Origin of the sequence: Tenacibaculum sp. 1B UA, assembly GCF_033978845.1 — a bacterium.
Taxonomy (GTDB): Bacteria; Bacteroidota; Bacteroidia; order Flavobacteriales; family Flavobacteriaceae; genus Polaribacter.
In genome coordinates, this window is record NZ_JAKVUA010000012.1 from 24,266 (window position 1) to 47,290 (window position 23,025).

At 32.3% G+C, this 23,025-nt stretch carries 25 protein-coding genes; 16 read left to right on the top strand and 9 right to left on the bottom strand.

All coding sequences use genetic code 11. The features are described from left to right. Nucleotides 1-91: 91 nt before the first annotated feature. From secA to MK851_RS10265, 4 genes are all read right to left on the bottom strand, one after another. Nucleotides 92-3,442 carry a preprotein translocase subunit SecA gene (gene secA / locus MK851_RS10250; protein ID WP_320243669.1) on the bottom strand — a complete coding sequence of 1,117 codons (3,351 nt, stop codon included), beginning with the start codon at nucleotides 3,440-3,442 and terminating at the stop codon, nucleotides 92-94. A gap of 126 nt (nucleotides 3,443-3,568) precedes the next feature. Beyond that, entirely contained in the window at nucleotides 3,569-3,790 is a 222-nt protein-coding gene (locus tag MK851_RS10255; protein ID WP_047789198.1) for a DUF2795 domain-containing protein, read from the bottom strand. A gap of 99 nt (nucleotides 3,791-3,889) precedes the next feature. Next, nucleotides 3,890-4,462: a cob(I)yrinic acid a,c-diamide adenosyltransferase gene (locus MK851_RS10260; RefSeq protein WP_320243678.1), complete on the bottom strand. Its 573-nt coding sequence runs from the start codon at nucleotides 4,460-4,462 to the stop codon at nucleotides 3,890-3,892. 22 nt (nucleotides 4,463-4,484) lie between these two features. Then, the gene (locus tag MK851_RS10265) at nucleotides 4,485-4,889 is read right to left on the bottom strand and encodes an acyl-CoA thioesterase (protein ID WP_303508784.1); all 405 of its coding nucleotides are present in this window, start codon (nucleotides 4,887-4,889) and stop codon (nucleotides 4,485-4,487) included. 175 nt (nucleotides 4,890-5,064) lie between these two features. Between MK851_RS10265 and dnaA the strand changes: the two genes are divergently transcribed. From dnaA to MK851_RS10280, 3 genes are read left to right on the top strand one after another with little or no spacing between them, the layout of a single operon-like run. Continuing rightward, nucleotides 5,065-6,489: a chromosomal replication initiator protein DnaA gene (gene dnaA, locus MK851_RS10270; protein ID WP_115901174.1), complete on the top strand. Its 1,425-nt coding sequence runs from the start codon at nucleotides 5,065-5,067 to the stop codon at nucleotides 6,487-6,489. 36 nt (nucleotides 6,490-6,525) lie between these two features. Beyond that, entirely contained in the window at nucleotides 6,526-6,984 is a 459-nt protein-coding gene (locus MK851_RS10275; protein ID WP_303508789.1) for a low molecular weight protein-tyrosine-phosphatase, read from the top strand. Continuing rightward, on the top strand, nucleotides 6,984-7,688 hold the full coding sequence (locus tag MK851_RS10280) for an SAM-dependent methyltransferase (protein ID WP_303508791.1): 705 nt from the start codon (nucleotides 6,984-6,986) through the stop codon (nucleotides 7,686-7,688). Before MK851_RS10275 ends, MK851_RS10280 begins: the two co-directional genes overlap by 1 nt. Before the next feature lie 51 nt (nucleotides 7,689-7,739). Here the strand turns inward: MK851_RS10280 and MK851_RS10285 are convergent, their stop codons facing one another. The 4 genes from MK851_RS10285 to dapF form a co-directional block, all read right to left on the bottom strand. Beyond that, nucleotides 7,740-8,324: a peptidoglycan-binding protein LysM gene (locus MK851_RS10285; protein WP_408034054.1), complete on the bottom strand. Its 585-nt coding sequence runs from the start codon at nucleotides 8,322-8,324 to the stop codon at nucleotides 7,740-7,742. A 201-nt stretch (nucleotides 8,325-8,525) separates the two neighbouring features. Further along, on the bottom strand, nucleotides 8,526-9,554 hold the full coding sequence (gene mltG / locus MK851_RS10290; RefSeq protein WP_320243682.1) for an endolytic transglycosylase MltG: 1,029 nt from the start codon (nucleotides 9,552-9,554) through the stop codon (nucleotides 8,526-8,528). Next, nucleotides 9,547-10,071, bottom strand: coding sequence for a GNAT family N-acetyltransferase (locus MK851_RS10295; protein WP_303508796.1), 525 nt, complete (start codon nucleotides 10,069-10,071; stop codon nucleotides 9,547-9,549). Before MK851_RS10295 ends, mltG begins: the two co-directional genes overlap by 8 nt. Further along, nucleotides 10,071-10,847: a diaminopimelate epimerase gene (gene dapF, locus MK851_RS10300; protein WP_303508797.1), complete on the bottom strand. Its 777-nt coding sequence runs from the start codon at nucleotides 10,845-10,847 to the stop codon at nucleotides 10,071-10,073. The genes MK851_RS10295 and dapF overlap by 1 nt, the downstream gene beginning before the upstream one ends. A gap of 136 nt (nucleotides 10,848-10,983) precedes the next feature. Between dapF and MK851_RS10305 the strand changes: the two genes are divergently transcribed. The 8 genes from MK851_RS10305 to MK851_RS10340 all read left to right on the top strand — a co-directional run bounded on the left by MK851_RS10305 (nucleotide 10,984) and on the right by MK851_RS10340 (nucleotide 19,067). Beyond that, nucleotides 10,984-12,372, top strand: coding sequence for a trypsin-like peptidase domain-containing protein (locus MK851_RS10305; protein ID WP_320243685.1), 1,389 nt, complete (start codon nucleotides 10,984-10,986; stop codon nucleotides 12,370-12,372). 163 nt (nucleotides 12,373-12,535) lie between these two features. After that, nucleotides 12,536-13,978: a glyceraldehyde-3-phosphate dehydrogenase gene (locus MK851_RS10310; RefSeq protein ID WP_320243687.1), complete on the top strand. Its 1,443-nt coding sequence runs from the start codon at nucleotides 12,536-12,538 to the stop codon at nucleotides 13,976-13,978. A gap of 96 nt (nucleotides 13,979-14,074) precedes the next feature. Beyond that, nucleotides 14,075-14,437, top strand: a complete 363-nt coding sequence (locus tag MK851_RS10315) for a hypothetical protein (RefSeq protein WP_303508805.1) — start codon at nucleotides 14,075-14,077, stop codon at nucleotides 14,435-14,437. 137 nt (nucleotides 14,438-14,574) lie between these two features. After that, complete coding sequence (locus tag MK851_RS10320; protein WP_303508807.1) at nucleotides 14,575-15,138, top strand: hypothetical protein; 564 nt, start codon at nucleotides 14,575-14,577, stop codon at nucleotides 15,136-15,138. Between the two features lie 4 nt (nucleotides 15,139-15,142). Next, entirely contained in the window at nucleotides 15,143-17,140 is a 1,998-nt protein-coding gene (gene ligA, locus MK851_RS10325; RefSeq protein ID WP_320243689.1) for an NAD-dependent DNA ligase LigA, read from the top strand. Nucleotides 17,141-17,188: 48 nt separating this feature from the next. Then, entirely contained in the window at nucleotides 17,189-17,845 is a 657-nt protein-coding gene (locus tag MK851_RS10330) for a lysoplasmalogenase (protein ID WP_320243691.1), read from the top strand. A gap of 7 nt (nucleotides 17,846-17,852) precedes the next feature. Continuing rightward, nucleotides 17,853-18,560: a YafY family protein gene (locus tag MK851_RS10335; protein ID WP_320243693.1), complete on the top strand. Its 708-nt coding sequence runs from the start codon at nucleotides 17,853-17,855 to the stop codon at nucleotides 18,558-18,560. 48 nt (nucleotides 18,561-18,608) lie between these two features. After that, nucleotides 18,609-19,067 carry a GyrI-like domain-containing protein gene (locus tag MK851_RS10340; RefSeq protein ID WP_303508813.1) on the top strand — a complete coding sequence of 153 codons (459 nt, stop codon included), beginning with the start codon at nucleotides 18,609-18,611 and terminating at the stop codon, nucleotides 19,065-19,067. A 46-nt stretch (nucleotides 19,068-19,113) separates the two neighbouring features. Here MK851_RS10340 and MK851_RS10345 read toward each other — a convergent pair whose 3' ends face one another. Next, nucleotides 19,114-19,503: a DoxX family membrane protein gene (locus MK851_RS10345; protein ID WP_320243696.1), complete on the bottom strand. Its 390-nt coding sequence runs from the start codon at nucleotides 19,501-19,503 to the stop codon at nucleotides 19,114-19,116. A 75-nt stretch (nucleotides 19,504-19,578) separates the two neighbouring features. Between MK851_RS10345 and MK851_RS10350 the strand changes: the two genes are divergently transcribed. From MK851_RS10350 to MK851_RS10370, 5 genes are all read left to right on the top strand, one after another. Then, nucleotides 19,579-20,652, top strand: a complete 1,074-nt coding sequence (locus MK851_RS10350) for an esterase-like activity of phytase family protein (protein WP_320243698.1) — start codon at nucleotides 19,579-19,581, stop codon at nucleotides 20,650-20,652. A gap of 29 nt (nucleotides 20,653-20,681) precedes the next feature. Further along, nucleotides 20,682-21,194: a DUF6913 domain-containing protein gene (locus tag MK851_RS10355; RefSeq protein ID WP_320243700.1), complete on the top strand. Its 513-nt coding sequence runs from the start codon at nucleotides 20,682-20,684 to the stop codon at nucleotides 21,192-21,194. Beyond that, nucleotides 21,194-22,069, top strand: a complete 876-nt coding sequence (gene dapA / locus MK851_RS10360; RefSeq protein ID WP_320243701.1) for a 4-hydroxy-tetrahydrodipicolinate synthase — start codon at nucleotides 21,194-21,196, stop codon at nucleotides 22,067-22,069. Before MK851_RS10355 ends, dapA begins: the two co-directional genes overlap by 1 nt. 101 nt (nucleotides 22,070-22,170) lie before the next feature. Then, a complete protein-coding gene (locus tag MK851_RS10365) occupies nucleotides 22,171-22,686 on the top strand; it encodes a ferritin (protein ID WP_115901152.1) in 516 nt (171 codons plus the stop codon). Between the two features lie 89 nt (nucleotides 22,687-22,775). Beyond that, nucleotides 22,776-22,991, top strand: coding sequence for a hypothetical protein (locus MK851_RS10370; protein WP_115901151.1), 216 nt, complete (start codon nucleotides 22,776-22,778; stop codon nucleotides 22,989-22,991). The last annotated feature ends 34 nt before the right edge of the window (nucleotides 22,992-23,025 follow it).

A 23,025-nucleotide genomic window follows, 5' to 3' on the forward strand; every position in this document is an offset into this window, starting at 1 on the left:
AATAAAATCTTTACTAAAAAGTGTTGTAAAGGTTATGAAAAAGTAAAAAGCTCGGTTTTACCGAGCTTTTTATATATAAATTGTTTTGAAATTACTTGTTATAAAGTACCCATTCTCCTTTTTCTAATAATGGAATAGCTTGTTTGTACTTAACTTCTTTCTCTTCACCAGACATTACATTTTTGATAGTAACTTTTTCGTTACGACCAATTTTTGGCTGCTCACGCACAACAGTTTCTACTACTTGTTGTTCTTGTGTTTGTTGGTTACGAGCATTGCTAATAGCTTGTTGAGTAGAGTTTTGAACTTCGTCTTTACGTAAATCTAATTGCTCACGTTGTTCTTCACGAGCTTCTGACACTTGTGAAGCTTCTTGACTTGGTAGCTTTCCTTTAAATAAGAAAGATAAAACTTCTTTGTTTACTTTATCAATCGTTTCTTGGAATAACTCGAAAGCTTCAAACTTATAAACTAATAAAGGATCTTTTTGTTCGTACGTAGCATTTTGAACAGTTTGCTTTAACTCGTCCATTTTACGTAAGTGATCCTTCCAGTTTTCATCAATAATTGCTAAGGTGATGTTTTTTTCAAAGTCGTTTATTAATGATTTTCCTTCACTTTCGTAAGCTTCTTTTAAGTTGGTAACTACTTGTAAGTTTTTAGTACCATCAGTAAAAGGAACCACAATACGTTCGTAACGATCACCTTCGTTTTCAAAAACATTTTTAATTACTGGGAACGCGTTTTCAGCATTTCTTTCTGCGTCGTTTTTGTAGTGTTCTGTTACTATTTTGTATAGCTTGTCAATTAAATCTTGCTCTGATGTTTTATTGAATTCTTCTTCAGAAAAAGGAGAAGTCATTGCAGAGAAACGGATTAATTCGAACTCAAAGTTTTGGAAATCTTTAGCTTCTTTGTTTTGTCTTACAATTGAATCACAAGTATCATAAATCATATTTGCAATGTCAATTTGTAAACGTTTTCCGTCTAAGGCATGACGACGACGTTTGTATACAAACTCACGTTGTGCGTTCATAATATCATCATACTCTAATAAACGCTTACGAATACCAAAGTTGTTTTCTTCAACTTTCTTTTGCGCTCTTTCAATAGATTTTGAAATCATAGAATGTTGAATTACTTCACCCTCTTTTAATCCCATTCTATCCATCATTTTTGCAATTCTATCTGAACCAAATAAACGCATTAAGTTATCGTCTAAAGCTACGTAGAATTGAGAAGAACCTACATCTCCTTGACGTCCTGCACGACCACGTAACTGACGGTCTACACGACGAGAATCATGACGTTCTGTACCAATAATAGCTAAACCACCTGCTGCTTTTACTTCGTCAGATAATTTAATATCGGTACCACGACCAGCCATGTTTGTTGCAATAGTAACAACACCAGGTTTACCTGCTTCAGCAACTACATCAGCTTCTCTTTTGTGTAATTTTGCATTTAAGATATTGTGAGGAATTTTACGAATTTGTAACATTCTTCCTAACAATTCAGAAATTTCAACCGAAGTAGTACCCACTAATACTGGTCTTCCTTCTCCGACTAATTTTACAATGTCTTCAATTACCGCGTTGTATTTTTCACGCGTAGTTTTATAAACTAAATCTTGTTTGTCGTCTCTTTGAATAGGTCTGTTGGTTGGTATTTCAACAACGTCTAATTTGTAAATTTCCCAGAATTCACCTGCTTCTGTAATCGCTGTACCCGTCATACCAGATAACTTGCGATACATTCTAAAGTAGTTTTGTAAAGTAACAGTAGCAAATGTTTGCGTAGCGTCTTCAATTTTTACATTCTCTTTCGCTTCAATGGCTTGGTGTAATCCGTCAGAGTAACGACGACCATCCATAATACGACCTGTTTGCTCATCTACAATCATTACTTTATTATCCATCACAACATATTCCACATCTTTTTCAAAAACTGAATACGCTTTTAAAAGTTGATTCATTGTGTGGATACGTTCGCTTTTTATACTAAACTCACGATATAATTCTTCTTTTTGATCTGCTTTTTCTTCAGGAGTAGCGTCACTATTGTCTATTTGACCAACTTTTACACTAATATCTGGTAAAACGAAGAACGTTTCATTTTTTGTGATATCAGAAAGGTGTGCAATACCTTTATCAGTTAAGTCAATTTGATTATTTTTTTCTTCAATGGTAAACCATAACTCTGCATCAACTTCAGGCATTAGCTTGTTGTTGTCTTGCATGTAAAAGTTTTCAGTCTTTTGAAGAATTTGTTTAACTCCTTCTTGTGATAAAAACTTAATTAAGGCTTTGTTTTTTGGAAGACCTCTGTAAACTCTTAATAATAAGAAACCACCTTCTTTAGTATCACCTTCTTTAATTAAACGTTTTGCTTCTGCTAAAACACCTACTAAATATTTATTTTGAAGTGAAACTAAATCAGCAACCAAAGGTTTTAACTCATTAAATTCATGGGTATCTCCTTGTGGTACTGGTCCAGAAATAATTAATGGTGTACGAGCATCATCAATTAAAACAGAATCCACCTCATCAATAATAGCGTAGTTTGGCGCACGTTGTACTAAGTCTTTCCTAGAGTTTGCCATGTTATCACGTAAGTAATCGAATCCAAATTCGTTATTGGTTCCATAAGTGATGTCTGCATTATAAGCTTCTCTACGTGCTTCAGAGTTTGGTTGGTGAAAATCAATACAGTCTGTACTTAATCCGTGGAATTCAAAAATAGGAGCCATCCACGCACGGTCACGTTTTGCTAAGTAATCATTTACAGTAACAACATGTACTCCGTTACCTGTTAAAGCGTTTAGGTATACAGGTAGTGTAGAAACTAACGTTTTACCTTCTCCTGTCATCATTTCGGCAATTTTACCTTGATGTAATACAGAACCACCAATTAACTGAACATCGTAATGAATCATGTCCCAAATTACTTCTTTACCAGCAGCATCCCATGAATTAGCCCAAAAAGCCTTGTCGCCTTCTAAGGTAATGTGTTCTCTAGTAGCTGATAATTCTCTATCAAAAGGAGTTGCTGTTACTTCTAATTCTTCATTATTGGTAAAGCGTTTTGCTGTTTCTTTTACGGTAGCAAAAGCTTCTGGCATAATGTTTAGTAAAACAGCTTCAGAAGCTTGATAAGCTTCGTCTTTCAATTTGTCTATTTCTGTATAAATTTCTTCTTGACGATCGATGTCTGCACTTTTAGCTTCTTCCTCAAGTTCAGTTATTTTGTCAAGAAAAGATTTCGTAGCATCATTAATTTTCGATTTAAATTCGATTGTTTTTGCCCGTAATTCATCATTTGATAAACTGCTTAATGAATTTTCAAAAGATCGTACCTTTTCAACGATCGGCTGTAGTGATTTTAGGTCTTTTTGTTGTTTGTCTCCAACAAATAGTTTTATAATCGAATTTAAAACGCTCATTTGTAAAATATTGTTTTATAGCTAATTAAGTTGTTTTTAATTAGCGTTTTATAGTTGTTTTATAGGGTGCTTAAAAGTAAGCAAAAAAAAAGCCTCTGTAACAGAGACTTTTAAGATTGTATTTTATTAGTATTCATCTTCATTCCAAAGATAATCTTCTTCTGTTGGGTAATCTGGCCAGATTTCAATAATAGAATCGTACGCCTCACCTTCATCTTCGATATCTTGTAAGTTTTCTACCACTTCTAACGGTGCTCCAGTACGAATAGCATAATCAATTAATTCGTCTTTAGTTGCAGGCCAGGGTGCATCTGCTAAATAAGATGCTAATTCAAGTGTCCAATACATTTCTTTATCTGTTTAATAAGATTTCCGCAAAAATAATTTTTTTTTGTAGAAAGTCAAGTTTTTTTTAAAAAATGTGAAATCAATAATTAAAGAACTTAGTTAAAACTTTTCAGGAATCCATTTAATTTCCTCAGCTTGTAAGTCTTGAGTCAACTTTCGTGCCAACACAAAAAGGTAGTCAGAAAGTCGGTTTAAATACTTTAAAACAGTTTCACTAATTGTTTCTTCTTCATTTAAAGCCACAGCTAATCGTTCCGATCTACGGCATACGCAGCGTGCTATGTGACAAAATGACACGGTTTGATGGCCGCCTGGTAATACAAAGTGTGTCATTTGGGGTAGGTCCTTATTCATAAGGTCAATATCGTCTTCTAAAAACTGAATTGACTCTTTATTAATTTTAGGAATGTTTAAGCGTTCTTTGCCACTTTTTAAAGTTTCTTTTTCTGGTGGTGTAGCTAACATTGCTCCTAATGTGAATAAATCGCTTTGGATTTTTGTTAATTTCTTTTTTAAAATGTCGTTAATATTTTGATCTCTAATTAACCCAATGTAAGAGTTGAGTTCGTCAACGGTTCCATAGCTTTCTATTCTTAAATGGTGTTTTGGAACTCGAGTGCCTCCAAATAGGGCAGTGGTACCTTTATCACCTGTTTTAGTATATATTTTCATATGTTTTTACTTGTTTGATTAACTATTTTAAGATAGCTAATTTATCTAAAATATAATCAGGACAACGCATCGGTTTTTTTGTCTTATTGTTAATAAATGCTAACACGGTGTTTCCAGTTGAAATAAGTTCGTTATTCTGATTGGTAATTTCATAGTCGAATTCAATTTTTACTGAAGGTGTTTTTTTTAAAATGGTTGTAATGGTTAATTCATCATCGTATAATGCTGATTTTTTAAAGTTACAAGATAAAGAAATAACAGGCAACATGATTCCTGTTTTTTCCATATATTTGTAAGTAACGCCCAGAGAACGTAACCATTCGGTACGACCAATCTCAAAAAATTGTGCGTAGTTTCCGTGATAAACTACTCCCATTTGATCAGTTTCAGCATACCGAACACGTATAGATGTGTAATGTTTTTGCAAAAGATTAATTTATTTTAATTTGACTAACAATACGCAAAAAAAAAATAAAAGTCAATAGTGATTTGATTTTTTTATACTGAAATTTATTCACACTTTTGTTCGCCCAGACATTGGTGTTTGGTGTCCCCTAAATCTGAATAAAAATTAACAACTAAAAATTTGATTTTTACCGCATATGACTAAAACAGCCGATTCAGTTTGGATGGAATGTTTGTCTTTTATAAAAGACAACATTAAGCCGCAGGCATATAAAACTTGGTTTGAGCCTATAAAGCCAATTAAATTGGCAGGGGAAGCATTGACGGTTCAGGTTCCTAGTAAGTTTTTTTATGAGTGGCTAGAAGAGCATTACATAAAACTGTTAAGAGTAGCTTTGGTTCGTCAGTTAGGAAGTGATGCAAAATTAATTTACGATGTACGTATGGAAAATACGTACAGCAGTAATAGTCCGCAAACAGTAAAAATACCTAGTTCAAACCGTAACCCTTTAAAACCACAAAAGGTAACAGTTCCGTTAGAGTCAAAACGAGAACTAAAAAATCCATTTGTTATTCCTGGGCTACAAAAGGTAAAGATAGAGTCTCAATTAAATCCAAATTACAACTTTGTGAATTTTGTTGAAGGTGATTCTAATCGATTGGCACGTTCTGCAGGTATGGCTGTTGCAAACAAACCAGGAGGAACTTCATTTAACCCATTGTTAGTATATGGTGGGGTTGGGTTAGGAAAAACACACTTGGCTCATGCTATTGGTGTTGAGATAAAGGATAAATATCCAGATAAGACTGTGTTATATATTTCTTCTGAAAAATTTACACAACAATTTATAGATTCGGTAAAATCGAATACAAGAAATGACTTTATTCATTTCTATCAAATGATTGATGTGTTGATTATTGATGATGTACAGTTTTTATCAGGAAAATCAGGTACGCAAGATGTTTTCTTCCATATTTTTAACCACTTGCATCAAAATGGAAAACAGGTTATTTTAACTTCAGATAAAGCACCTGTTGATATGCAAGATATTGAACAACGCTTATTATCTCGTTTTAAATGGGGGTTGTCCGCTGAATTACAAGCTCCTGATTATGAAACAAGAATTTCTATCTTACAAAACAAATTGTATAGAGATGGTGTTGAGATGCCAGAAGAAATTGTAGAGTATATCGCTAAAAATATCAAATCAAATGTTCGTGAGTTAGAAGGGGTGATAATTTCAATGATAGCTCAGGCTTCTTTTAATAGAAAAGAGTTTACAATTGAGTTAGCAAAACAGATTGTAGATAAATTTGTAAAGAACACGAAAAAAGAACTGTCTATTGATTACATTCAAAAAGTTGTATCAAAATACTTTGATATGGATGTAGCAACGTTACAATCAAAAACACGTAAACGACATATTGTACAAGCACGTCAGTTGGCTATGTATTTTGCAAAACGTATGACAAAGTCGTCGTTAGCAAGTATTGGAAGTCAAATAGGTAAAAGAGATCACGCTACTGTATTGCATGCGTGCAAAACTGTAGATAACTTGACTGAAACTGATAAGCAGTTTAAAAAGTATGTAGAAGACTTAACGAAAAAGTTAACTTTATAAATAATGAACCTCACCTAGTGAGGTTTTTTTATGAGTATGAAAAAAATATTAATGGTTTGTTTAGGTAATATTTGCCGATCTCCGCTTGCTGAGGGTATTTTGCAATCAAAATTGTCATCAAAAAAATTTTTAGTTGATTCTGCGGGAACCGCAGGTTACCATGTAGGTGAGTTGCCTGATAAGCGTTCTATTGAAGTGGCTAAAAAGTATGAGATAGATATTACCGGTCAGCGTTCAAGAAAATTTATAAAAACTGATTTTGAAAAGTTTGACATGATTTTTGCAATGGATCAGAGTAATTATGGTGATATTATAGCTTTGTCTGAAAATGAAGAGGAACATGAAAAAGTAAAGATGATTCTGAACGAATTGTATCCTAATGAAAACAGGAATGTCCCAGATCCGTATTATGGAGGAGATCAAGGTTTTGAAAATGTATATAAAATGTTAGATGAAGCGTGTGAAATTATAGCTTCAAAATTAGAACAGAAATAATGAAAGGTAAATTATACTTGATTCCTACAACGTTAGGTGATACTGAACCATTAGAGGTAATGCCATTATCAGTAAAAAAAGTAGTAGAACAATTAAACTGCTTTATTGTTGAAAATGAAAAGTCTGCTCGAAGATTTATTAAAAGAATTACGCCAACAAAATCACAACCGTCATTGGAGTTGATGTTGTTAGATAAGTATTCTGATGATTTAGAAACTAAGAATTACTTAGATGCTTGTGAGAAAGGAATATCTGTAGGATTACTTTCAGAAGCAGGCGTGCCAGCAGTAGCAGATCCAGGGGCAAGTATTGTGAAGTTAGCGCATCAAAAAGGGATTCAGGTGGTTCCATTGGTAGGACCTTCATCTATCTTATTGGCAATTATGGCTTCTGGTATGAATGGGCAAAGTTTTGCGTTTAATGGATATTTACCTATTGATAAGTCAGATAGAAAAAGAGCGATTAAAGATTTAGAAAAACTTTCAAAAGAGAAAAATCAATCACAACTTTTTATTGAAACTCCTTATAGAAATGAAAAAATGCTGGATGATTTGCGAGCTACTTTATCACCAGATACAAGAGTTTGCGTGGCGTGTGATATTACGCTTCCAACAGAATATATTAAAACACTAACGGTAAAAGAATGGAAGCATATAAAGACTGATTTACATAAACGACCAGCAATTTTTATCATTCATAAATAAAAAAAGCATCGATTTAATCGATGCTTTTACTTTTTAATATTTTCTTATCAGTTAAACCGTTGGTTTTTTGTTGGCTTTGATGTTGGAAACATCATAACCAGCAAACTTTTTAAGGTATGATTGTATAGAGGTTCCATAGGCATCGTTAAAACGGATAGATCCATTTGAACGTAAGAACTTTTTTACATTACCGGCGCCACTTAAGTGCGCTGCTGCTAAAATACCAGATTCGGTTATTTTAACTCCGTTAATGGTTTTACCAACACTTCTTTTAATGTCTTTTCTTAAAATCCACTTGTTTAATTTACAGTATGCTGCAAATGTACGCTCTTGTAATTCTGGTGTTTTAAGAAAATGAGTAGTGTTGTAAATTCTGAACCTCTTTAGGGTTTCTTTACCAAATTGGTATTTTCCTAAATATCCAAGTGTGTTAACTACTCTGTATTTTCCTTGCGATTCTTTAAAAGCTAAGGCTTCTTTAAATCCTACAAAATCCCTTAATAAAAAAGGAATGTTAACCTTCTCTACCTTATGAATAGGTGTTGGGGTTATGGTAGTTTTTTCTTTTTTAGTTGTAGTCTCTGTAAAACTAGTTAAGAATACAAATCCTAAAAATACTAATACTAAATATCTGATAATTAATTACTTTCTGTTTAGCGAGGCAAAGATACGGTAATTTTTTATAACAGACTATGAATCAATAATTTACAGTTTTTTAACTATTGATGATTAAGTTGTTTTCCTGTATTTTTTTTAGGTAAAAACCAAAAAAAACTATTTTACATTAACTTTTTGATAATGTTTTGTTGAAATTGATAAGAATAAAATTTTGTTAATTTATCTCTTTATACCTTGTTGATTTATCCATTGTTGATATTTCACTGCATTTCGATTATGCTGTGCTAAAGAGTTAGCAAATTCATGAAAGCCAATCTTATCAACACTTGCACACATATAGTAATAATTGTGTTTTTGATGATTTAAAACAGCGTCAATAGATGAAATATCTGGCATTGCAATTAGAGTAGGAGGAAGTCCAGTGTTTTTATAAGTATTGTAAGGAGAGTTTATTACTAAATCTTTGTTTAAAACTCTTTTTACAACAAAATCTTGTCCTTTAACTTCTTTAATAGCGTATATAACTGTAGGGTCAGCTTGTAAAGGCCAATTATCTTTTAATCTATTCAAGTATAAACCTGCAACAATAGGACGTTCTACTTTTTTAGCTGTTTCTTTTTGAACGATAGAAGCTAGAGTAATTACTTCTTCTTTTGAAAGATTTAGTTTTTTAGCCTTTTCTAATCTTGCAGAAGTCCAAAAACGATTGTACTCATGTAACATTTTGTCACGGAATTTTTCTGCGGAAGTATTCCAGTAAAGTTCATAACTATTTGGGATGTATATTCCTAAAGCTGATTTTTCAGTAAGATTATTAGTTGCTAAAAAAGAAGGATCTTTCATAGCTTGTAAAAGAGTAATAGAATCTGCTTCGATTTGTTCAGCAATCCTTCCTGCTAATTTTTCTAAGGTGTCTTGATTGTTGAAAGATAAAGTAATTGGTGTTTGATTTCCACTTCTTAAAAGGTTTACAACATCATTCATGTTCATACCTTTTTTTAATAGGTACTTTCCACCTTTAGGTTTTGTGAATTTCTTCTTTTCAGCAACCCATACAAAATTTTCAGGATGTTTAACAAACTCAGAAAGTTGTTTTTTTACGTCTACAAAAGAAGTATTAGAACCTATATATATAGCACCGTTTTTAATAACTGCTTTACCAAATATTTTTTGATAGTAGTTAAAACCAATAATTCCGCCAATTAAAAAAATAGCAGCAATACCTCCTAAAATAATTTTCTTATTCATTTATTAGTTGAAATAATAGTTCGTTTTTATATGTTTCGTTATGAAATATCCAATCTTTTTTAACACCAATTTGTTTAAAGTTTTGTTTTTCAAAAAGGTGTAAACTGTTGATGTTGTCATCAGTAATGTTTGCATATAATTGATGTAAATGCAAATGCGTAAAACAATATTTAATTAATAATTGAAGCGCTTCTGAAGCAAATCCTTTCTGTTGAAAATCAGGGTGGATTAAAATTCCGATACCAGCTCTTTTATGTTGCGGATTAAAATCGAACAAATCTATCATACCAATAGATTCATTTATAGATTTTTCTTCAATAATTAAACGTAATTGTTTAGCTTCATAAATATCTAAGTGAGCGTTTTCTAAATATTGCTTCAGTAAAAATTTAGAAAAAGGAGTCTGTGTATGACTCACTTCCCAAAAAGATTCATTGTTTTCAATTTGAAATAAAAACTCTAAATCTTCAGGTTCTAAGGCTCTTAACTTGATATGTGTTCCAGTTAACGTATGCACTAAATATTTATTTTACCTTTAAATACAAAAGTAGCTGGTCCTTTTAAAAAGACGTCAGAATAGATTCCATTTTGTTCTTTAAAAGAAACTTCTAATTCTCCACCTTCAACAGGTAAAATAATAGAAGAGCTGTTTGTTTTTTGTGTTGCATGCATGGCTATAGCAACGGCAGTAACACCCGTTCCGCAGGCTAAAGTCTCATTTTCTACGCCACGCTCGTAGGTACGTACTTTAAAAGTGTTATTTGTGATTTGTTCTACAAAATTAACGTTGCTACCTTCGGTACCATAAATTTCATTTCTGATTTTTTTTCCATTTGAAAATACATCATAACCAGCAAGGTTATTTACCAATTGAACATGATGTGGTGACCCTGTATCGGTAAAAACATGCTTGTCAAAAATATTCACCTTGTCAACATCAATCATTTGTAAAGAAACACGATTGTTAAGAATAGAGGCATGATGCAGTCCGTCAATAGCAATAAAAGTAGTTTCGGTTTGGAAAATCCCGAGTTTATGAGCAAACGCTACAATACAACGTCCGCCATTACCACACATAGTACTTTCATTACCATCAGAATTATAATATACCATCTTAAAATCGGTAGTGTCATCTTCTTCAAGTAAGATAAGACCATCAGCACCAATACCAAAGTGTCTATCACATAATTTTGCAATTATGTCAGTTTTGTTTTTTGGAAAGGTTTTTGAACGATTATCAATCATGATAAAATCGTTGCCTGTTCCTTGATATTTGTGAAATTCTAAATCCATATTAATGGACAAAGATACATATTTTATCAAGGAAAGAAGATTGTTAAATAGCGGTTAAAATCAGTTAAATAGAAGTTAAACATATTTACTTGAAATGTTAAAATAGTATATTTGAAGTATAAAATTTTGTAAGCATATGAAGAAAATTATTGGAACTTTAGGAATTGCGATTTTAGGAGGCGCAATAGCACTTGCAGGATATAAAGTATTGATAGAAGAACCGCAAGTGATTGTAGAGAGAGCGGTAGAACCAACACTGCAAACAGTAAAAGCAAGCTATACGCCAACAGTAATAAACTCAGCGTCAACGCCAACTGACTTTACAGAGGCGGCTGATAAAACGGTACACGCAGTTGTACACGTAAAAAACACATCAATAAGAACACAGCAAAATCCGTTAGCGGAGCTGTTTTATGGTAGAGGTAGCGGTACGAGGAAATTTGAACAAGTGGGAACAGGTAGCGGTGTTATTATTTCTCCTGATGGATATATTGTAACAAATAACCATGTAATAGACGGTGCAAATGATATTGAAATTACGTTGAATAATCAAAAGAAATTAAAAGCGACTTTAATTGGGGCAGATAAAGCAAATGATATCGCATTGTTAAAAGTAGAGGCTGACTTTGAATTACCAAATTTACCTTTTGGAAACTCTGATAATATAAAAGTAGGAGAATGGGTGTTAGCAGTAGGGAACCCGTATAACCTAACATCTACGGTTACTGCAGGTATTGTAAGTGCAAAAGGACGTGACTTAGATGGAAATACTAATATTGACTCATTTATCCAGACAGACGCAGCTGTAAACCCAGGAAATAGTGGTGGAGCCTTGGTAAACACGCGAGGTGAATTGATTGGGATAAACACAGCTATTTCATCAAGAACAGGTTCTTTTATTGGGTATTCGTTTGCAGTACCGTCAAACATAGCTAAAAAAGTAGTAGATGATTTGTTAGAGTTTGGAGCAGTACAAGAAGCTGTTTTAGGAATTAGTATAGATCCAGAAACAAAAGACATTGAAGGAGTAAGAATAGGAGAAGTTTTAGAAGAAGGAGGCGCTAAAAAAGCTGGGTTAAAAGAAGGAGATGTTATTACGAATGTAAACAATGTGAAGATTTCTAAGTTCTCAGATTTAAAAGGACAGTTAACAGCAAAAAGACCTGGAGAATATGTAAATGTAACAATTGATAGAGATGGAGAAGAATTAACTAAAGTGGTTAAGCTAACTAAGCTTATAAAGTTACCTGTAAGTAGAGTTTTACAAACCGAGTTTGAAGACCTTACAAAAGAAGATAGAAAAAAGTTTAAATTAGATGGAGGAGCAAAGATAAAGAGTACTCAGAATGTGGCATTCAAACAGTTTGAGGTAAGGAAAGGATATATTTTGACTAAAATTAACGGAAAGAAAGTAAGTAATGCAAAAGAAGCTGTTAGTATGTTAGATCGTTCGTATGGTAGTGGTAAAAGGCTTTTATTAGAAATGATTAGTCCATCTGGTCAAATTGAAAGGTTTAGGTATTAATACCTAGTATTAAAAAGTTTATAGAAGAATAAATAATATACTTTAAAGAAAAAGCCTTGTTAAAATCGTTTTAACAAGGCTTTTTCTTTTATAAAACCAATAAAAAATAAAGAAGAAATACCTATTTTTGCACAAATTTTTTAATTTTAGTTAACACACAACTATGTCAACAATAACAAATTACGAAAAAGAAGTAGTAAATCAAGCGCAAGTTCGAAGAGCTACGGTTGAGTTTATTAATATCGTTAACGATTTATGGTACGATAAATCTATCGAGTTAGTATTGTTTAGAAATCCATTAGTAGATAAAAGAGCTAGTGAGGTTTTAAACTTAATCGATTACGCTAAAGAGTTTGTAGCGAAGCCAATAACAATAGAAGATGCTTTAGAAATAGCTAAAGCAATTCAATCGATTGATTTACCACCATCAAAATTAGATATTGGTAAATTAGCGTACGAATATCATTTACAAGACGATGCATCAGCAGATAAGGTAGCTTTTGTAAAAGAGCAACTAAAAGATGCAACTGAAGCAGAAAACATTCAACCAAAAGATGTAGTATTATACGGTTTTGGACGTATTGGACGTTTATTAGCTCGTGAGTTGAGTAGTAAGATGGGGAAAGGTTCTCAATTACGATTAAGAGCAGTAGTTACTCGTGGTAAAATAGATCAAACAGTACTAGAAAAAAGAGCTTCTTTATTAAGTGTAGATTCAGTTCATGGAGATTTCTTAGGAACAGTTCAAGTAGATGCTGATAACAATGCATTAATCATTAATGGTACAACTGTATATATGATTTCTGCAGCACAACCTGAAGATATTGACTATACACAATACGGAATTAACGATGCGTTAATTATTGATAACACTGGTGCTTTTAGAGACGAAGAAGCATTAAACCGTCATTTAAAAGCAAAAGGAGCAAGTAAAGTGTTATTAACAGCTCCAGGAGCAGGTGTGCCTAACATTGTACACGGAGTAAACCACGAAGAAAATAATCCTGATAATATCAATGTTTTCTCGGCAGCTTCATGTACTACTAATGCTATTACACCGGTATTAAGTGTGTTAGAAGATAATTTCGGAATTAAAAAAGGACACTTAGAAACAATTCATGCATATACAAACGACCAAAACTTGGTTGATAATATGCACAAGAAATACCGTAGAGGTAGAGCTGCTGCGTTAAACATGGTAATTACTGAAACAGGTGCAGGAAAAGCTGTAGCAAAAGCATTACCAGCATTAGCAGGTAAGTTAACTTCAAGTGCTATTCGTGTGCCAGTACCAAACGGATCATTAGCTATCTTAAACTTACAGCTAAAAACTCCAGCTACAGTTGAATCTGTAAATGCTATCATGAAGCAATATGCGTTAGAAGGAGATTTAGTAGAGCAAATTCAATACTCATTAAGTAATGAATTAGTGTCTTCTGATATTGTAGGAACAACAGCACCGTCTATTTTTGATAGTAAGGCTACAATTGCAGATGGAGATACCATTGTAATTTACGTATGGTATGATAATGAGTACGGTTACTCACATCAAGTAATGCGTTTAGCAAAACATATTGCTAAAGTACGTCGTTATACTTATTATTAAAATAGGTTAAAAACAGATAAAATGGCCGAAGCATTGATTTGCTTCGGCTTTTTTAGTATATTTGAGGAAGAGTAACCCCTTAAAAATTTCCCCTCAATGAAAAAAGTAATTGTATTACTATTTCTAATACTTGGTGCTACTTCACTAAGTTATTCTCAAGAATTAAAAACACTAGTTTCTGGTAAATGGTTTGTAGATTCAATGAAAATTGGAAATGAAAAATTTGAGTTTTCAGATGGTAAAAATTGGTTAGAATTAAGTCCTGATGGAAGATATCATGTAATGATGAGTAATAAAGAAGAAAACGGAACATGGAAACTAATTACAGATGCTAAGGAGCTAGAGTTTGATAACGAAAGTTTTGAAGAAAATTTAAAAATTGAAAAAATTAGCGAGACAATGTTGCTAGTTTCAGCAAGAAATAAAGAAACCATCTATACTATGTGGTTAAAAAAATAAACTATACACATAATAGTTTATTTTTTAACGACCGAGGTAAGGGATTGCCTCGGTTTTTTTTATTTTTAATAGGCGTTATATTTACATATACTACTCATAAATCTTTTCCTTAAATTAGCGTCAAAAAATAAGATTAAATGAAGGCAGTACTTACACCACTACTATTGTTATTTGCAGCAATAACAACAAACGCACAATCTAAATTACCATATTACGAAATACCTAAAGAAGCCAAAGAGTTCACTTCAGGTTCTGTAATTAGTAGGATGATAGATGGATTAGGTTTTCGTTATTATTGGGCAACGGAAGGCTTAACAGAAAAAGATTTAGAATACAAACCAAGTGTAGAAGCAAAAACCACAGGAGAAACAATAGATCATGTGTTAAGTTTGTCGGAAGTAATTAAAAATGCAGCGTTAAAGGTTCCTCATAAAAAACTAAAGTCAGAAATGACATTTGCTGAAAAAAGAAAAACAACCTTAGAAAACTTAAAACAAGCCAGTGATATTTTGAGAGAAAGTGATGATGTGTCACAATTCAAAATAATTTTTGGAGAAAAAGAGTTTCCATTATGGAATGCTATTAACGGACCTATTGCCGATGCTATTTGGCATGCAGGTCAACTAGCTTCATTTAGAAGAGCGTCAGGAAATCCAATCAATTCAAAAATCAATCACTTTACAGGTACCGTTAGAAAATAGTTAGATGACAGTTCAGGAGAAGATACAACAATTAAGAGAAGAGTTACATACACACAATCATAGTTATTATGTGTTGGATACACCAACTATATCCGATTATGATTTTGATATTAAGTTAAAAGAACTTCAGCAGCTAGAAGACGAAAACCCAGAATATTTCGATCCAAATTCACCAACACAACGAGTAGGAGGAGAGGTAACCAAAAATTTTGACACTGTTACTCATAAAAATAGAATGTATTCGTTGGATAACTCCTATTCTAAAGAAGATTTATTGGATTGGGAAAAGCGTATTCAGAAAATTTTAGGAACAGAAGATATCGAATATACCTGCGAGTTAAAATACGATGGAGCTTCTATTAATCTTACTTATGAAAATGGTCAATTTGTACAAGCGGTAACTCGTGGTGATGGGTTTCAAGGAGATAATGTAACTACGAATATTCGTACCATAAAATCTATCCCTTTATTACCTAATAGTGATTTCGTTACCGATTTTGAAATGAGAGGAGAAATCATTTTACCATTAGAGGGTTTTCATAGAATGAATGAAGAGCGAGTGGCGAATGAAGAAGAACCGTATAGAAATCCACGTAATACAGCTAGTGGAAGTTTAAAACTACAAGATAGCGCTGAGGTTGCGAAACGTCCATTAGATTGTTTACTGTATCAAGTAGTCACTAATGAGCGCAAATATGCATCACATTTTGAAAGCTTGGAAGCTGCTAGGAAAGTAGGATTTAAAATTCCAGATACGATTGCTTTAGCAAAATCTATAGAAGAGGTGCTAAACTTTGTAAACGAATGGGATGTAAAACGCCATACATTACCTTATGAAACTGACGGGGTTGTAGTAAAAGTAAACTCATACCAACAACAAGATGAATTAGGGTATACTTCAAAAGCACCACGTTGGGCTATTGCTTATAAGTTTAAAGCAGAGCAAGTTTCAACAATATTAAATGAAATTACCTATCAAGTAGGACGTACAGGAGCAATTACGCCAGTAGCAAACTTAGAACCTATACAATTGGCAGGAACGATTGTAAAAAGAGCTTCATTACACAACGCAGATCAAATAGCAAAATTGGATGTACGAATAGGAGATACGGTTTTCGTAGAAAAAGGAGGAGAAATTATTCCGAAAATCATTGCTGTTGATTTAACTAAACGTCCAGCGGATTCTGTTTCAACTCAATATGCAACTCATTGTCCAGAATGTCATACCGAATTGGTGAGAACTGAGGGAGATGCAAAACATTATTGTCCGAATGAATTTGGATGTGCACCACAAATTACAGGAAGAATCAAGCACTTCATCAGTAGGAAAGCCATGGATATTGATGGTTTAGGAGGTGAAACAGTGGATTTATTACGTAAAGGAGGATTGATAAAGAACTATGCTGACTTGTACGATTTAACAGTAGAACAAGTAATTCCTTTAGAACGAATGGCAAAAAAGTCAGCACAAAATATGATTAAAGGAATTGAAAAATCAAAAGAAATTCCGTTTGAAAAAGTATTGTTTGCACTAGGAATCCGTTTTGTAGGAGAAACTGTAGCTAAAAAATTAGCAAAATATTTTAAGTCGATAGATAAATTACTAAATGCTGATTTTGAAACACTTGTTGCGGTTGATGAAATTGGTGATAGAATTGCACAAAGTATTATTGATTTTTCGAACAATTTAGGAAATATAGACTTAATAAACCGACTAAAATCGCACGGAGTTCAGTTAGAAGTTTCTGCAGAGAGCTTAGAAGGTCAAACAGATAAGTTAGTAGGAAAAGTGTTTGTGGTGTCAGGAGTTTTTTATCAAATGAGTAGAAACGAACTTAAAAAAGCGATTGAAGATAATGGTGGGAAAGTATCGAGTTCCATTTCTAAAAAAACAACTTATATTGTAGCTGGTGATAATATGGGGCCAAGTAAACTGACCAAGGCTGAAAGTTTAGGAATTCCAATTATCTCTGAACAAGATTTTATAAATATGATTGCTTAGTTTTAGACTGTTGATAGTGAAAAAAACATTAGATCTAACTTTAAAAATATGACCAAACAAACTAAAATAACTATAGCATCCATCGTATTTTTATTGGTCGCTATTGTTGACGTATATGCAGTAATAACACAAACCAAAACAATCGAAATGATTTTTAAACCCCTACTAATGACAACACTAGCAGTGGTGTATTTAGTATCGGTAAGTAAGCCTAGTTTTTGGTTGTTATCGGCCTTGTTTTTCTCATTTTGGGGAGATGTTTTTCTATTAGATAAAACAAACTTTTTTGTGTTTGGTTTAGCATCGTTCTTAGTAGCGCATATGGTATATATTAAAATAACGACAAGCTTTTTGTGTAAAGATTCAGTAGTTAAAATACTAACATCAGCAATTCCTTTTGTATTGTTGTTTATGGGACTCTTAGGTTTAATTTATAATAACTTAGGAGATATGTTGTTACCCGTATTGGTGTATGGAGTAGCTATTTCAATTTTTGGTACGGCTGCATTACTAAATTACCGTCAGCAAAAAAACGCAGCTAATTCATGGTTATTATTAGGAGCTATTTTGTTTATTGCTTCTGATAGCCTTATAGCATTAAATAACTTTTATACACCTAAAAGGTTGTTTGATATTGCTATAATCATCCTGTATATCGTTTCTCAATACTTAATTGTTAAGGCAGTTATAGCTAAAGAAAAGTAAATTTCTAATGGAAAAACCGAGGTTAACAAGGTTAACTCAAATTGTAACATTACTGCAGTCAAAAAGATTGGTTACGGCTACTGAATTGGCAAAAAAGTTTCAAGTAAGTGTTCGTACAATTTACAGAGATATTAGAACGCTTGAAAGTTCAGGAATTCCTGTGGTTACTGAAGAAGGAAAAGGGTACTTTTTACAGGAAGGGTATCAGTTGCCGCCAATCATGTTTTCTGAAGAAGAAGCCAATGCACTGATAACAGCAGAGCAGTTGATTTTGAAAAACAAAGATACTTCATTAGTTGAAAACTACAGAGAAGCTATAACTAAGATTAAAGCAGCCTTAAGATATTCGCAAAAAGGTAAGGTAGATTTACTTTCCCAAAGAATTGTTTTTAGAGCAAATACAGAAAAAGAACAATCAAGTAATTACTTAATTCAAATTCAGTCAGCAATTACAAATTTTCATTTACTAGAGTTAGATTATTTATCACTTGAAAACAACTTTACAAAGAGAACGGTAGAACCTTTTGCGTTATATAGTACCAATGAAAACTGGTTGTTAATAGCGTATTGTCAATTGAGAAATGAATTTCGGGTATTTAGGCTAGATTGTATTCAGAATATGAGGGTTTTAAATGATGTATTCACTCCTCATGAAATAACCTTGGAAGAATATTTTAAAATATGTCAAGAAAAGTACGGTGTACCCCTGACATAGGGTTGACATAGTGGGGTTTTACTTTTGTTGAAAATTTAAAAACAAAAGATGAGTACAGAACAAAAAAAAACGTTTTACGTAGTAGGAGTTTCAGTAAGAACTACTAACGAGAATCAGCAAGCAGCAAAAGATATCCCTGCTTTATGGCAACGATTTATGTCTGAAAACATAGCCAATAAAATCCCGAATAAATCTTCCAATGAAATCTATGCTGTGTATACCGATTATGAGTCAGACCATACGAAACCATATACAACAATCATTGGTTACAAAGTAAACGAGGTAGATAATGTCCCAGAAGGGTTTGTGAGTAAAAAAATTGAAGCGCCAAACTATAAAACATATGTAGCACAAGGTAATTTAACTGAGGGTGTGGTTTATGACAAATGGCTAGAGATTTGGGAAGAGGATATTAACAGAGCTTATACTTCCGATTATGAAGTTTACGGGGCAAAAGCATCTGACCCAACAAATGCTGAAGTAGAAATATTTATAGGAGTAAATTAATCAAAAAAAGGACAGTTCTAAAGCTGTCCTTTTCTGTATTGTAAAGTTATAGTTTGTTTCCAACTATCGGGATGTTTTTTCTATAGAAAATCAATAAAATTATTCCTGAGATAAAAGTTACGGTTGCGCTTATAAACAAAGTGCCACTATCTCCATTATGTTCGATACCTAAAATGGTTAAATGACTCATAATTGCTCCTGCCATTAAACCTATAGTTAACAAAGCACCCAACGAGGTTCTGTTAGGGGTAAATAAAAGTATAGAAGCAATTAGTTCAAAAACACCAGTGCCTATTCGCATGTAAGCTTCATTATTTCCAGCTATTTTAGTAAATAAAGCAATACTTTCTTGAGCTCCAGTAAATTTAAAAAATAACGTTTGAAGCATTATAATCGCAGCTATCAATTTTAAAATTAAAAGAATATATTTTTTCATAATTAACTAAATCTATTGAATTAGACGTTGCATTTTTTAATGCTTACATAAACTAAAAACAATACTTTTGTAGGTATGAAAAAAATAGTACTTGCCCTGTCGGTTTTTGGTTTGTTAGCTTGTAAACAACAAAAAATATCACTTAAGTTTTTAGATGAATGTGTGATAAATGATTCTTTAGTTATTAATAATACTGTAATTGGTGGGGTTTCAGGGATTGATTTTTACAATAATAATTACTACATGGTAGTTGACGATGCTACTAATCCAAGAATTTTAATAGGTAATATTTCTATTGAAAATGATTCGATTCAATCTGTAGACTTTGAAAAAGTTATCGTTGTCGATACTATCAGTCAGTTTACTAAAAGTCATGTATTAGATTTAGAATCTATTTTTGTTGATAATGGAACAATTAATTTAACGAGTGAAGGTTCTATTCAATATAAAAAAGACCCAAGTATATTTGAAATAGACATAAAAGGAAACTTTAAACAAGAGGTAGAAATACCTAGTTATTTCAAAGCAACATCAGAAGCAAAACCAAAACATAATGGAATTTTTGAAGGCTCTTCGAAAAGTTTTGATGGAAAAGGTTTTTGGGTAGCAATGGAAGCTCCTTTAGCAATGGATGGAGAAGAGCCAACATTTAGTGAAACACAATCTCCTATCAGAATTACCTATTATGATAACGAATCAAAAAAAGCAACGAAACAGTTCGCCTATCAATTAGAAAAGATTGATAAACCAGCTAAAGGAAACATAAACCTGAACGGAACGACCGCTATTTTAGAATATCAAAAAAATAATTTTTTTATAATTGAAAGAGCATATCAAAGTGGATATGGTAGCCATGGAAATGTAGTTAGAATATTTAAAGCAACTATTGATAAAGCTTCAACAAACACATTGGAAATTCAGTCTTTAAAAAATGAAGAATATATACCGTTTAAAAAAGAACTGTTGTTAGATTTTAGTACTGTTGAAAATCAGTTAACAGACGGAATTATAGACAATATTGAAGCGATTACTTTTGGTCCAAGATTGCAAAACGGAAACAAATCGTTAATCTTAGTAGCTGACGATAACTTTCAATTGTATGGAAGACAGTTAAATCAATTTTTATTATTAGAAATTGATGAGAAATAATATAAATTAGCTACTCGTAATTTTTACAGATGATAAGTACCCTAAAGAAAAAATCTATTCAGAAAGTATACGACAAACTAGTTGTAAAAAAAGAGAATATTCCACAGAAAGAAACCAAAGTTAAAAGTGTAGCAATCTTGCTAGATAATGAAGCTTTAGTAAATGTAGTAATAGCCAACTTAACAAACATTTTTCCTTTTCAAAAAACAGACATAAGAGTACTAGTTTGTAAAGAGTACTCAAAAAAGGAGGAGCCCTCTCCAGAGTTTTTTACCGAAAAAGAATTTGGTTTTAAAGCGAGTTTAAATTCCGACAATTTAAAAGATTTCGTTAAAAACAAATATGACCTACTCATAAACTATACAAAAACATCAAACTTATTAACGAATATGGTAACTTTGTTGTCGCAAGCAGATTTTAAAGCTGGTTTTGCTGAAATTGATGACAGGCTGTACGATATAGTAGTGTCTGACACTAGTTTTAACGAAGCAGTTTTAAATCAAGAATTAAAAAAATACCTAACGATTTTAAATAAAATATAATGCAAAAGTTTGTAGGAACTGGAGTAGCTTTAGTAACTCCTTTCAATGAAGATTTAAGTGTAGATTTTGAAGCACTTAAAAAGTTAGTAAATTATAATATTGAAAACGGTACAAACTATTTAGTAATAAATGGAACTACTGGAGAAAGTGCTACAATTACTAAAGAAGAAAAAATTGAAATAATCAAAGTAATTGCTACAGAAAATAAAGGGCGTTTACCGTTAGTTTTAGGAGTTGGAAGTAATAATACACAAACAGTTGTTGAAGAATTACAATCTTTAGATTTATCTGAAATAGACGGAATTTTATCCGTTGCTCCTTATTATAGTAAACCAACGCAAGAAGGATTTTATCAGCATTACAAGGCAATTTCTTTAGCGAGTCCTAAACCAATTATTATGTATAATGTTCCTGGTAGGACAGCAAAAAATATGGAACCCGCAACAACCTTACGATTGGCAAGAGATTTTGAAAATATTGTTGCAGTAAAAGAGGCGGGAAATAACCAACAACAATACTATGAGTTGTTAAAAGATAAACCTGAAGACTTTTTAGTAATTTCTGGTGATGATGATTTAGCTGTTGGAGTAACTTTAGCAGGTGGAGCAGGAGTTATTTCTGTAATAGGACAAGCATTACCAAAAGAGTTTTCAAAAATGATTCAATTAGGATTAGAAGGAAAAGCAAAAGAAGCTTACGCACTTCACTATAAGCTTATGGATGTAGTAGATCTTATTTTTGAAGAAAATAACCCAGCAGGAATTAAAGCGGTATTACAAAAATTAGGAATCTGTTTAGATGAAGTACGCTTACCGTTGGTAACAGCATCAGAAGAACTACAAACAAAAATATCAGATTTTATAGATAATCTATAAGCTGTCTAAACAAAAATAAAGAATGCAAAAGGCTACAATTTCGTTATTGTAGTCTTTTTTTAGCATCTTTGTATAAAGAGTAATTTTTTAAAAAGAAAAATATGTTATCAAAAGTAATAGAGCAATCATTAAACGATCAAATAAGAGTAGAAGCAGAGTCATCACAAGTATATTTAGCAATGGCATGTTGGGCAGAAGTTCAAGGGTTTGAAGGAGTAGCACAATTTATGTATGCCCATTCTGATGAAGAGCGTATGCACATGTTAAAGTTAGTGAAATTCGTAAACGAACGTGGTGGACATGCACGTGTTTCTGACTTAAAAGAACCTCCAGCAAAGTTTGGGTCTTTTAAAGATATGTTCCAAACATTGTTTGATCATGAGGTAATGGTATCTAAATCAATAAACGATTTAGTACATATTACGCTACAAGAAAAGGATTATGCAACCCATAATTTTTTACAGTGGTATGTATCTGAGCAAATAGAAGAAGAAGCATTGGCTCGTAACATTTTAGATAAAATTAACCTAATTGGAGATGATAAAGGAGGTTTATATTTATTTGATAATGATGTAAAGCAAATAGTAGCTCAATCTGCTTCTGGAACACAGGAATAAGATTAACAAACATTTAAGTTTTTTCTTATTTATAAAGTTATTTTTTTACTACATTAGCGTACTAGTTTAATTATCAAAATATTTTATAAATGAAAAAAGAAATTTTAAATTTAGAAGGAGTTACTCTTTTAACAAAAAGCTATCAAAAAGATATAATAGGTGGATTAAGTTACCCTACAGATGGTGGTGATGGTGTATTGTGTCCAGAATCTAACTGTTCTTCAGATTCACAATGTCCTCAATTTGGAAGTTATTGTAAGAGCGTTGGTAGTGGTGATTGTTACTGGAAAGAATGTTCACATTAATAAAAACTAAAACTTGTATTAAATAAGTGTTAAA